This window comes from Candidatus Schekmanbacteria bacterium RIFCSPLOWO2_02_FULL_38_14, assembly GCA_001790855.1.
Classification (GTDB): domain Bacteria; phylum Schekmanbacteria; class GWA2-38-11; order GWA2-38-11; family GWA2-38-11; genus 2-02-FULL-38-14-A.
On the sequence record MGDH01000038.1, the window covers coordinates 41,459 to 53,753 of the forward strand.

The window sequence follows — 12,295 nt, forward strand, 5'->3', positions numbered from 1 at the left end:
GGTATTACTGCCATTGTCAAGAAGGAATAAAAGGGGACGGTTCTCTTTTTCAGTTGACACGGCAATGATATGATGATAATAAGAAACTCATGCCAAGGATTGCGAGGATTATCAAGGAAAGCGGAGTCTTTCATGTTATCTCCAGAGGAAACAACAAACAGAATATCTTCCATGACGAGCAGGACTTTGAAAAGTTTTTAGAAATTTTAGACCTTCACAAGAAAGCAAAGCCTTTCTACCTTTATCATTATGCGCTCCTTAATAACCATTTTCATCTGTTGTTAGAGCCAAAAGCCGGTCAGACAATATCAAAGATTTTGCAGGGAATTAAACTTAGCTATGTTTATCACTACCGGAAGAAATACAGCTATTATGGCCACTTATTTCAGGATCGTTTTAAGAGTATCCTTATACAAAAAGAGGATTATCTTCTTTCCTGCGGCGCATATATAGAACTTAACCCTGTGAGAGCCGGAATAGCAAATAAGCCCGAGGGATATCCTTATAGCAGTTATTATTTTTACGCCCATGGTCAGAAGAATCCATTAATAGAGCCAAATCCTTTCTATCCGGGACTTGCTAAAAGCAGTGAAGTGCGGCAGAAACGGTATAAAGAATTTATAGAAAGTCAGCTTAAGAAAAAAGAGAGCTATAGCGCAGGAAATTATATTGGCACAAAGAGGTTTGAGAAGAAGATGAAAGATTTATATGGAATTGAAAAAAACTCACCCAAAAGAGGAAGACCGAAAAAAGATGTCTGAAAAAGAAAACCGTCCCCTTTTTCATGAAGAATTAACTCCTGAAAATATTACCTACAGAAGCCGTCTGGTCTTCTGCGTAATTTCCATTATACCGCTGGTAACAATGACCTATCTGTCCTATAAGTATGTTTTCCCTTTTCTTGATTCAAGAGGAGATGACACGTTAAAAATATCAGCAATAAGCATTATTATACTGTCTGTATTCTTATCTGTTTTTGGCTACCTCTTTTCCCAGAGAGACGGGAACCGTACAATAAAGGCAATGGGGAGAACAAACAGGCAGCTTGCAACGCTCTTCAAGGTTGCAAATTCCTTAAGCAGCACAGTTCACATAGATATAATCCTTAAAGAAATTTTAGAATCAGGCACAAAACTTATTGAAGGGGAATCAGGAACAATTTTTCTCAGGGAGAACGGGAATTTAATCTGCAGGGAAGTTGCTGGTTCTGCAAAAAACAGGAATAAAGGGAAAGAGTTGCCGGTTAATGGAAGCCCTTATGAAAATGTAATCCTGAAAAAAGATATCCTGATTTTTAACAAAACAAGTGATTCAGGAGAAATAAATTCTTTTCCTGCTGGAAAGTTTTCTGACAAGAACGATTGGTTTGATGACTCAGTGAATTCGCTGATATGCTTACCTTTAATTTATAATGATGAAGCTATTGGCATTCTTGAGGTGTTTAACAAGAAGGGAAAAAAGGGGTTTGATGAAACTGATAAAAAACTGCTTGAGAATCTTGCAGTACAGGCATCAATTTCAATCAAAAATGCTGAATTCTATGATAACCAGAATAATTTCTCAATCCATATGCTTGAGCTTCTGGTGAGCGCTATGGAAGATAATGTGGCGTGGGAAGGACACCTGCACAACGTGGCAAGGTATTGCAATTTTATAAGCAGGAAACTGAATCTTCCGGAGAGTGAAAGAAAGAACCTTCATTTTGCAGCCCTCCTTCACGATATAGGAATGCTCAAAATCGAACCTATATCAAGGACAGTTCCTGAAGAATTCCAAAAACATCCTGCGATAGGCAGTGAGATGATAAAACCAATAACAATATGGAAGAAAATCCACCCTATTATTCTGCACCACCACGAAAATTTTGATGGCTCAGGTTATCCGGAAAAACTTAAAGGGGAAGAAATTCCGATTGGCGCAAGAATTATACATGTAGTTGAAGCTTATGATACATTGACAAACGAGGAGACTTACTCAGGAGTATTGAGCCGTGATGAAGCTATGAAAGAGCTTGAAAGATGTGCCGGAACAAAATATGACCCAAAAATTATAAATGTGTTTCTTGCGGTTTTGAAAGAGCAGGAAGCTCAATAGTAAATGTTGTTCCCTCACCAATCCTGCTTTTAACTGATATGTTCCCTCCGTGGTCTCTTACTATTCCGTGGCAAATACTTAAGCCAAGTCCTGTCCCTTTGCCGACATCTTTAGTGGTAAAAAAGGGGTCAAAAATCTTTTTAATATTTTCTTCTGAAATTCCAGTTCCTGTATCAGAGACTTCTATTATTATTTTATCATCAACCTGCTCTGTTTTTATTTTCAAGCTCCTTTCCCCATCCTGTTTTTCCAAAAGGGAATGATGGGCATTCTGGGTAAGGTTTAATATGACTGACTGAAGCTGGTTTAAATCCCCAGCGATTTTAGATATGCCTCTTTTCAACTCTTTTATAACCTTTATACCGCCTGATTCCATTTCATACTGGTTTAAAGCCAATGTGTTGTCTATGACTTCGTTTATGCTGACAGATGTTTTCGTTGTTTCATGTTTTCTTGAAAATTTTAAAAGGTTAGAGATGATATTCTTGCATCTGTTTGACTGCTCATAAATTATTTTTAACCTTTCCGCAGTCTTTGCTCCATGGCTGCTGTCCTTTAGGAGAAGCTCTGAATACCCAATAATTCCTGTGAGAGGGTTGTTGAGTTCGTGGGCAACTCCGGATATGAGTCTTCCTGTTGCAGAGAGCTTTTCTGCCTGGAAGAGCTGTTCCTGAAGCAGTCTCATTTCCCTCATGTCCCTGAAAACAGCCATTACTGCAAAGAAATTGCCGTTTTTATCTTTAAGCAAAGTTCTTCGCGAGCTTGCAGGTATCAGCTCTCCGTTTTTTGCAAACAGGTCTACTTCCCATATTGTATTATCAGATTGTTCTTCTTTGAATTTTGCAAAAGATTTCTTGATATTATTTTTGTTGGTTTTAGGATAATATTTTGTTCCGTATTTTCCAATAAGTTCTTCGCCCTTATATCCCAGCAGTTTGCAGAAGTATTGATTGACCCGGAGGATTTTGCCATTCAAATCAGTCACAACCATTCCATCAGACATAGATGAAAAAACAATGCTTAAAAATTCTTCTGATTTCATTAAAGCGTCCTCTGCATGCTTGCGCTCTTCTTCCACTCCAATTGCTGAGGCGAGAATTCCAATGAGCTTTTTGTCTTCTTCGCTTGGAACGAAGTCCTGTTGAAAAACGACGCAGAGTGAACCAACATAGGCTCCACTAAATTTTACTGCCTTCCCAATGTAGCTCTGCAATTTGTAGCGAGTAACGTAGGGATCTGTTTTTGCGTATGGGCTCTCCAAGAGATTCCGTAAAACGAAAACTTCATCACTGTGCTTATTGATTATGTCATAACAAATGTGTCCCTCAGGGTTATCTGCAGGATTATAGTCAGAAGGCACATTCCATTGTCCCCAAGAGCAGAGGGTTCCTTTATCAAGGCGGTTGTAGAGTGCAGCAGTTGCTCCAAATGATTCTCCACAAAGCGCAGTAAGATGATTGATGTTTTCAAGTGCATTCTTTCCAAAGTTTAAAAAGCACTCATTAACCTTTGCCAGTCGTTCTTCCATTCGTTTCCGGTCAGTAATATCCCGACACAGACTTAATATTTTTTTACCTTCTGGAGTTTCAATTACAGTAGCGTTAATTTCAATCGGTGTTATATTGCCATTTTTGTCCACATAATCAATCTCAAGATTTCTAACAAATCCCTTTAGACCACATTTCTTTACCTCTTCTGCATTTCGCTCCAGGTCATACTCTGCTGTCCATTCGATTACGCTTCGCCCTAATATTTCATCCAGAGAGTGATGCCCTGATAATTTTACATATTCTGAATTTGCATCAACGACTCTGCCCTGTAAATCTACAATCAGATACCCCGTATTTGTAGTTTCAATCAGGGTTCTATACTTTTCTTCACTTTTACCCAGTGTCTTTTCAAACTCGGCGCGCTCCTTTTCCCATTTGCGTATTGCCCATATTGAAAGTATCCACGATATAAAAACAACAATCCCGCCCAGCAGGCTTGTAGCAAAGAAAAACAGACGGGTCTTTTTCGCTTCTCTCAGAGAATCTTTCAACTCTGTTTTCAAATATTCAACTGCCTTATCTATGCCTTGAGAATAAATCCTCTTTTGCTCATTGTATTCTGTTCCGTTAAAGATTTCCAATGCCTCTGATGACCTTCCATTGCGAACCAAAGCAAATGCTTTCCTCTCCATTTCAACAAGTTTCCTGTTTGCATTCTCTGTTTCCTTTATGCAGTCAGCAACCTCAGAGGCTTCCTGGAAGATAGCAATGGTCTTTTTAATCAGCTCGTCTAACTCCTTTTCTGCTTTATTATATCTTTTTTCATATTTAATGTCTCCGGTTGCTGCTGCCATTTTTGCAGACATGGTCAGCATCTCGTCATAAAAGAGAATTTTTTCAGTATTGCCTACAAAGATAAAATTTCTTTTCTGGATTTTCTCATCAGTTTTCTGGAAAGAAAAGAACTCCCATCCAATAACTGCGATAAGGAGAATGGTTACAGCTAATGCTGCTGTGAGGGAGATGAATACTAATCTTTGGAAACCTTTATTGTCCATAATGCTTAGCAGTAAATATTTTTTTGCAGAAGAAAATCCACATTGATTTATTAGATTAAAACAAAATATAGTTGAAGTCAATGAATTTGATATGGCACTATATAAGGCTGATAGATTGAAAAGAAAGACAGGGCTAATATATAATATTTTTTCATTAAGGAGATAATATTTATGAATGAGTTCAAGACAAGTGATATCTGGATGATATTTAAAATAATGGGAGAGTTTGTTGAGGGTTTTGAGCACTTTAAGGATATAGGTCCTGCTGTATCGATATTTGGAAGCGCGAGGCTAAAAAAGAATAATAAATATTACAGGCTTGCCCAGAAGGTTTCTGAGGCTCTTTCAAAAGAAGGTTTTTCAGTCATTACAGGAGGAGGACCGGGAATAATGGAGGCTTCAAACTTGGGGGCAAGAAAGGGGAAAGGAAAATCCATTGGATTAAATATAGTGCTCCCTCAGGAACAGGTTCCAAACAAGTATGCAAATGTGTCAATGACTTTTGATTATTTTTTTGCAAGAAAAGTAATGTTTGTTAAATATGCCTGCGGATATGTGATTTTCCCCGGAGGATTCGGGACAATGGATGAAGTCTTTGAAGCCCTGACTCTCATCCAGACCGGAAAAATATCAAACTTTCCTGTAATTCTTGTAGGGAAAAAATACTGGTCAGGCTTAATAAAATGGATTAAAACAGTGATGTTAAAAGGAGGGACTATTTCAGCTGAAGATTTAAATCTTTTATACCTCACTAATGATCCTCAGGAAGTAATAAAACTTATATCCAATTTCTATAAAGAAAATGGGATTAAAGAAGAATACAAAAGATTCAGGGTTATGATGTGAGTTTTCTGAAAGCCTCAAAGATTACATCTCCGTCCTCGGACCTTTCAGGGTGGAATTGTGTTGCAATCATTGGGTAATCTTTTAACTCTATCATTTCTATTGCTTTGTCTTCAGCCTCAGCGATTGAAATCAGGTTTTCCCCGAGCTTTCCTACTGCCTGATGATGGGATGTTCCGACTTTTAAAAACTCAGCATTGCTCAGTTTTTTAAAGAGGGAATCATTTTTGATTTTAAGCAGATGGGCATTGGGTCTGTTGTCTCTTTTATGGCTTTTAAATCCGGATTTCAGGGTTCCTTGATGAGCAATGTTTATAATCTGTAATCCTCTGCAAATGGCAAGGACAGGAAGATTTTTTTCAACAGATTTTTTGTACAGGAATATTTCAAAATTATCTCTCCGCAAATCAGGCTTGTATGCAGATTTTTTATCTCCTCCGTATAAATCAGGAGTAATATCATTTCCTCCGCTCAGCACAACCCCTCCCAAAAACTCTTTATCAATGAGAGCTTCAGTTTCTTCGTTTGTTAAAAAAGCTGATATGATTATATTGAGTTTCAAGTTTGCAAGTGCAGTTGCTAAATCTTTCCATATTCCATAATAACCTTTTTTATAACTTGGTGTTACGAGGATAAAGGGATAATTGTTTTTAAAAGGAATATCTTTTAAACTCCAGAGAACTTTTTTTTCTTCTGTCTCTTTAAAGGCATACTCCATTTTTGCCCTGTTTGGAATTTTTATTAAGTGAGCCTGTTCTATCCTGTATCCATTTAAGTTTTCCATATCCTGTTCTCGACTATTCAAAAAGTCCTTCCTGTCATTGCGAGACTTGATTTCTTCTCTACTCTGCCTATACTATGATTATGATATAGAGTTCATTACCACAATAGGTGGGACATTCTTGTTCCGCAAGGACTGGGTTAGAAAACCCCGTCTATCGAGGTGATGAATGTTCAATATAGACAATAGACTCATGAGACTAACAAAATTAATAATTTTTATTACCTTAATCTTTTTTTTATTTTCCTTTTCATGTGACTATACTAATGAGAATTCAAACCAGAAGAGTCAAGAAAAAAGCAAGGAAGAAAAAATCAAAGAGAAGGATTATTTTAAGGGAAAACCCCCGGCTCCTTATAAGAAACCAAAGGATTTAGAAGATAAAATAAAAGACCTTTTTACCCCTGATGAGGTTTTTCCAATAAGGGGTTTTGCGAGGAAGGTTAAAAACCTCCTTGAGGAGTTAATCCGGTGGAATTTTGATGTTGAATCTTTCAAAAAAGGGGATGAATCTGAAAAAAAGAAAGAAAAAAAGCAGTAGTGTTAGCAAAGCAAGACTTTGCGGCTACATTTTACAATCTACAATCCAAAATCACTTTTCTACGCTTTATGGACGCAGGTTTCATCCTTGCATTCATCAACACACGCATTTGGCTTGACTCTGACGCTTTTTGCCGGAATTCCGACATTGATGTGGAAGTTTCTTACATCCCTTGTTGCAAGCCCTAATGCTCCAACCATTGCTTCCTGACCAACTTTAACACCTTCCAGAATTGTTGAGTGATATGTAAGCCTTGACCCATTGCCAATTACAGTTTTTCCTATTGTTACATCTCCCTGGTCAAAGATGGAGTGAGAGTGGGAGTAGATGTTGACATAATCAGAGATTGAGGCATTGTCTTCGATGATTAATTCCCCCCTGTCATCAAGAAGGACATTTCTGTGAATTACGACATTGTTGCCTACAGAGATATTGTACCCGTAAGAAAATTCAACATCATGGAATATTTTTAAATTTTCTCCGCATTTTTTAAATATCTTTTTTGCAAGAATTCTTCTGAACGGGAATCCGAGGTAGCAGTTCCTGCCAACAGGAGAGCGGTCAAACATAGTCCAGAGCCAGATAAGAGGTTTTACCCTGTAGAACTTTTCTGCGTCTATTTCCTGATAATACTCAGGCTCAAGGGTTATGTTTCTTGGGTCAAATGATGCTATCAGGCTTTTTCTTGCAAGAGATGCTTCAGGGTCTGCGGTTAGTCTTTCATAGCTTGAGCCCTTTCCTATATAAAGCTCCATCAAAGTATCCCTGCATATGATATTTCTGTCTTCTTTATTGCTGTCAAGCCTTGCTTCAAGATTTGAAAGGAAATTTTCAAATATCTTATTTGCTCTTCTGTCCTGACATATAACCTCTTTTAAAGCTCTTTTTTTGAGTTCATTCTTTTCTAATGCCAATTTTTTTAGTTTCATGGATGCACCTTTTTGAAAAGTCAGTTAATTGTTAGATAGGGTTTAAGGAGTATAGGATTTTAGAACCCTTCAAAAAATCTATTCTTCTGTTCTGTAAAGAATTGTAGATAAATATCTTTCTCCAAAATCAGGAAGAATTGCTACAATCATTTTGCCTTTGCTTTCTTTCCTTTGAGCATAGTTGATTGCAGCGCTTGCAATTGCCCCTGAAGATATTCCAACAAAGATTCCTTCCTCCTTTGCAAGGTGTCTTGATGTTTCAATGGCTTCTTCAAGGCTTGCTGAATATACATCATTAAAAATTTTTATATCAAGAACTGCCGGGATAAATCCTGCGCCTATGCCCTGAATTTTATGTGGTCCGGGTTTTCCCCCTGAAAGTACGGGAGAGTCTTTTGGTTCAACTGCTATTATCTTTATGTCAGGGTTCTTTTCGCGCAAAAACTTTCCTGCTCCTGTAATGGTTCCACCGGTTCCGACTCCTGCAACCAGTATGTCTATTTTCCCGTCGGTGTCTTTCCATATCTCAGGTCCTGTTGTTTTGTAATGAATTTCAGGGTTGGCAGGGTTATCAAATTGTCTTGGTATAAAAGCCTTTTTATATTTTTTTGCGACCTCTTCAGCTTCTGCAACGGCCCTTCTCATTCCCTCTGGCCCCGGAGTTAAAATTATTTCTGCGCCAAGGGCTTTAAGAAGCATTCTTCTTTCAATGGACATGGAGTCAGGCATTGTAAGAATTAGTTTGTATCCTTTTGCAGCGCAAACAAAGGCTAATCCTATTCCGGTGTTTCCGCTGGTTCCTTCAACTATTACAGTATCTTTGTCAATAAAGCCTTCTTTTTCTCCAGCAGAAATCATTGCTGCGCCGATTCGGTCTTTTACGCTCAGGAATGGATTATACGATTCAAGCTTTACAATTACATCAGCATCAATTCCTTTGGTAATTTTTTGAAGCCTAACAAGAGGCGTGTTGCCAATTAGCTCTGCCATATTATTTTTTATATTTGCCATTACAATTACTCCTTAGGAAACTTTACTTTAAAACTAATTAATATATTTAATCATGTCAAGGGAATAAAAATTATTAAACAAATCAAAGAGATTATATATTATAAATTTACACAGGTATATTAGCTTATTTCCCCTTTTATATAACTTATGGTTTTTGGATTCTTAGTTTAGGGATTTTGAAAAGAAGATTTAAGAGATAAGTTAAAAAGATTTTTTATTATTCCCTGAAGACTGCAACAACAATTACTATAACCGCAAAGACAAAGCGGTAATATACAAAAATGTCATAGCTATTTTTTGAAATATATTTGAGAAGGTATTTTATGCTTAAAAATCCAAAAATGGCTGAAGCTAAGAGCCCTGAGATTATTGCAATGTCAATTCCGTTATTGAAAAGCTTGGGGACTTTTAGGAGGGATGCTCCAGCTATAATCGGGGTTGAAAGCAGGAATGAAAATCTTGCAGATGTTTCCCTGTCAAGTTTTCTTGCAAGTGCTGTTGTGATGGTAATTCCTGACCTTGAGACTCCGGGTATTATTGCGATTGCCTGTGAAAGACCAATCAGGAAGCTGTCAAGAAAAGAGATGTTCTTGATTTTTTTATTTCCTTTAGAGGTTCTGTCTACCCAAAATAAAATTCCTCCCATAAGAATCATCATTCCTGCAATGAGCAGAGGATTTCTGAAAGTTGTTTCAGCCATATCTTCAAGTAAATAACCAATAGCAGCTCCGGGTAAAGAGGCTATCATAATAAACCATACAAGCCTGCGGTCAATATCATCTCCAATTTTTCTCTCTGCTAAACTCATAAAAAATGCTTGAATAAGTCTTGTCCAGTCTTTCCAGAAGTAAAAAAGCACTGCAAAAAGAGTTCCCAGATGGAGGGCAACGTCAAAGGAGAGCCCGGGGTCTTTCCAGTTAAAAAGCCATGGAGTGATAACAAGATGTGCTGAACTCGAGATTGGCAGAAACTCACCAAGTCCCTGAACAATACCTAAAACGATTGATTGAATGATAGTCATAGTTATCTATTTTTCATGTTTAAGTTGAGATAAAGGTTTAGTTTTCCTTATCGATTGTGCTGTCATTGCGAGGAACGATAGTTCCGAAGCAATCTCATAATTTATCGTATAAATCGTCCCAGTTTGGGTTCATACTATTAATCAATTCGATTTTCTTACTCCTTGAACCTGCCTTAATCCGCTTTTCCCTTAAAATAGCATTTTCTATATCATCATATATTTGATAGTAAACCAATTTATTAATATTATATATTTTTGTAAATCCTTGAAGAAGTCCGGTTCTATGCTCGTAAACTCTTCTTATTAAATTATTAGTAACTCCTGTATAAATAACTTTATTCCATTTATTGGTCATTATATAAACGAAATGTTGTTTTCCCACTCATTTGCAGAATTTATTAAAAGACTTTTGAGATTGCTTCGTCGGCTATGCCTTCTCGCAATGACATTGCGACACAGCCTTTAATGACACCTTTAAATCTTTTTTTTATCCCCTAAAAAACAGAAACCATACAACTGCAAAAATCGGAATCAGGATTGGCAGAGAATATTTTATGATATAGCCAAAAAAACTCGGGCACTTTGCCCCAGCCTGCTCTGATATTGATTTAACCATAAAATTGGGTCCATTCCCAATATAGGTAATTGCACCAAAGAAAACAGCGCTAATTGAAATTGCCTGAAGATACTTCCAGTGCTCTTCAATAAAAATCTTCATGTGAACAGGGTTATCAAGCTGAAGGCTATGCAGTCCAAAGGATGCGCTCAAAAAGTTAAGATATGTTGGTGCATTATCAAGAACGCCTGATAAAATCCCGGTACTCCAATAGAATTGCCCGGGAGTTCTAATACCGAGCGTTCCTGCATTAAGTTCAAGCCAGTCAAGGCAGGGTACCATTGTTGCAAAGATGCCTGCAAAGAGTATTGCCACTTCATTAATAGGTGCGAAATGGAAATCATTCCTTTCGTGGACTTCTTTTTTTGTTGTAAAATATGAACCTGCGGCTGCTGCTATCATGATTATTTCTCTGAGAAATTTAGGTTCGTTTATAAAAACCGCCAAAAGGATGATGATAAGGAAGATAATGTTATGAAGCCCTGAAGCTCTTGCTTCTTCTCCTTTTGCTTCAACTTCTTCACGGAGTTTTTCTTTAACTTTTCTGTAATAATGAAGGTCAATAAAATAAAAGATTGCCAGAACAAGACCAATGGTAAAAGCCCAGATATGCCATGCTTTTCCAATTAACCAGAAAAACGGGACACCTTTTAAATATCCAAGAAAAAGGGGTGGGTCTCCTATGGGAGTCAGGGCGCCACCAATGTTGCTTACAATGAATATAAAGAAAACGACGTGATAGCCGCTAATACGATATTTATTTGCTTTAAGATAGGGTCTTATAAGGAGCATTGAGGCGCCTGTTGTTCCAAGAAGATTTGAGATAATTGCGCCAACAGCCAGCAGAATTACATTTGCGTGAGGTGTTGACCTTCCCATGATGGTTATATGTATACCGCCTGCAACAACAAAAAGAGAGCCAATAAGAGTGATAAAACTAATATATTCAAATCCGGTATGCGCCATTCTGGAAGCATTTTTTAGAAAAAAGGTATAATAAATGATTGGAATAATTCCTAACCCAAGTGAAGGAATAGTGTAATTATTATCCCACCATTCCTTATTAATTAATGGAACTACTGCTATTGAAAGCAACAGCAGGGCAAAGGGGATAATCATTAATGGGTTAACAGGGAGTATTGTTATGTTTTCCATTGGATTTACTGAACTTTAAAAGCCATAAGCTATAAGTGATATATGACAAAATAGGGAGGCTAAATCCTCCCCTGCCCTCATAGAGGTTGTGACTGCCTTCCCATACAATCTAATTTTATCCAAAAAATTCAGATAACTTAATAAAAATCTTTTAATGAAGTCAAGGAATATGGTATTAGAAAGTATAAAGTGTAAATTTAAAAGTGCAAAATTGAAAGATGAAAAATATTTTACTTGCTGGCCAGCCCGGCGTTGGCAAAACCACAACAATCAAAAAGATACTTGAGTATGTAAAAATTTTTGCAGGCGGTTTCTACACTCAAGAAATCAGGCTTGGAGGCGGAAGAATCGGGTTTGAGATTGTCACTCTTAAAGGAGAAAAAGCTCCGCTTGCCAACAGGAATGTGAGAAGCAAGCATGTGGTTGGAGATTATGGAGTTATACTTGAAAACATTGAGAAGGTTGCAGTGAAGAGCCTGATAGATGCTTTAAAAGAAAACAAACTCATAGTCATAGATGAAATTGGGAAGATGGAGCTTTTTTCAGAGGAATTTAAGAAAGCAGTTCTTTCATGCCTTGATTCTGAGAAAATAGTCTTAGCCACAGTAACAGAGGCAAAGATTCCATTTGTGAATGAAATTTTAAAAAGAGATGATGTGGATATATTCCAGATTACCACTAAAAACAGAAACCAGATGTCAGGGGATTTGAGGGATATGGTATGGGAGATGGTGAAGGAGGGTTTGTGATCCTTGG

At 37.3% G+C, this 12,295-nt stretch carries 12 protein-coding genes; 5 read left to right on the top strand and 7 right to left on the bottom strand.

Annotated elements, in window-relative coordinates:
- Positions 1 to 89: 89 nt before the first annotated feature.
- Both A3H37_05205 and A3H37_05210 read left to right on the top strand, forming a co-directional pair.
- Entirely contained in the window at positions 90 to 761 is a 672-nt protein-coding gene (locus tag A3H37_05205) for a hypothetical protein (protein ID OGL48371.1), read from the top strand.
- On the top strand, positions 709 to 2,094 hold the full coding sequence (locus tag A3H37_05210; GenBank protein OGL48372.1) for a hypothetical protein: 1,386 nt from the start codon (positions 709 to 711) through the stop codon (positions 2,092 to 2,094). Before A3H37_05205 ends, A3H37_05210 begins: the two co-directional genes overlap by 53 nt.
- Here A3H37_05210 and A3H37_05215 read toward each other — a convergent pair.
- A complete protein-coding gene (locus A3H37_05215; protein ID OGL48373.1) occupies positions 2,048 to 4,642 on the bottom strand; it encodes a hypothetical protein in 2,595 nt (864 codons plus the stop codon). The two genes, A3H37_05210 and A3H37_05215, sit on opposite strands and share 47 nt — an antisense overlap.
- Positions 4,643 to 4,813: 171 nt before the next feature.
- On the opposite strand from A3H37_05215, the gene A3H37_05220 reads away from it, so the two are divergent.
- Positions 4,814 to 5,488, top strand: coding sequence for a Rossman fold protein, TIGR00730 family (locus A3H37_05220; protein ID OGL48374.1), 675 nt, complete (start codon positions 4,814 to 4,816; stop codon positions 5,486 to 5,488).
- Here A3H37_05220 and A3H37_05225 read toward each other — a convergent pair.
- The gene (locus tag A3H37_05225) at positions 5,478 to 6,269 is read right to left on the bottom strand and encodes a hypothetical protein (GenBank protein ID OGL48375.1); all 792 of its coding nucleotides are present in this window, start codon (positions 6,267 to 6,269) and stop codon (positions 5,478 to 5,480) included. The two genes, A3H37_05220 and A3H37_05225, sit on opposite strands and share 11 nt — an antisense overlap.
- A gap of 166 nt (positions 6,270 to 6,435) precedes the next feature.
- Between A3H37_05225 and A3H37_05230 the strand changes: the two genes are divergently transcribed.
- Positions 6,436 to 6,807, top strand: a complete 372-nt coding sequence (locus A3H37_05230; GenBank protein OGL48376.1) for a hypothetical protein — start codon at positions 6,436 to 6,438, stop codon at positions 6,805 to 6,807.
- A 59-nt stretch (positions 6,808 to 6,866) separates the two neighbouring features.
- On the opposite strand, the gene A3H37_05235 is transcribed toward A3H37_05230, so the two are convergent.
- From A3H37_05235 to A3H37_05255, 5 genes are all read right to left on the bottom strand, one after another.
- Positions 6,867 to 7,736: a hypothetical protein gene (locus A3H37_05235; GenBank protein OGL48377.1), complete on the bottom strand. Its 870-nt coding sequence runs from the start codon at positions 7,734 to 7,736 to the stop codon at positions 6,867 to 6,869.
- 78 nt (positions 7,737 to 7,814) lie between these two features.
- Positions 7,815 to 8,747 (bottom strand): cysteine synthase A, encoded by a 933-nt coding sequence (locus A3H37_05240; protein OGL48378.1) that lies wholly within the window; start codon positions 8,745 to 8,747, stop codon positions 7,815 to 7,817.
- Between the two features lie 217 nt (positions 8,748 to 8,964).
- Positions 8,965 to 9,768, bottom strand: coding sequence for a UDP-diphosphatase (locus A3H37_05245; GenBank protein OGL48379.1), 804 nt, complete (start codon positions 9,766 to 9,768; stop codon positions 8,965 to 8,967).
- 94 nt (positions 9,769 to 9,862) lie between these two features.
- Complete coding sequence (locus tag A3H37_05250; GenBank protein ID OGL48380.1) at positions 9,863 to 10,123, bottom strand: excinuclease ABC subunit C; 261 nt, start codon at positions 10,121 to 10,123, stop codon at positions 9,863 to 9,865.
- Positions 10,124 to 10,255: 132 nt separating this feature from the next.
- Positions 10,256 to 11,539, bottom strand: coding sequence for a sodium:proton antiporter (locus A3H37_05255; protein OGL48381.1), 1,284 nt, complete (start codon positions 11,537 to 11,539; stop codon positions 10,256 to 10,258).
- 218 nt (positions 11,540 to 11,757) lie between these two features.
- Here A3H37_05255 and A3H37_05260 point away from each other — a divergent pair, with 218 nt between their 5' ends.
- Positions 11,758 to 12,288 carry a hypothetical protein gene (locus A3H37_05260; protein ID OGL48382.1) on the top strand — a complete coding sequence of 177 codons (531 nt, stop codon included), beginning with the start codon at positions 11,758 to 11,760 and terminating at the stop codon, positions 12,286 to 12,288.
- Positions 12,289 to 12,295: the final 7 nt, after the last annotated feature.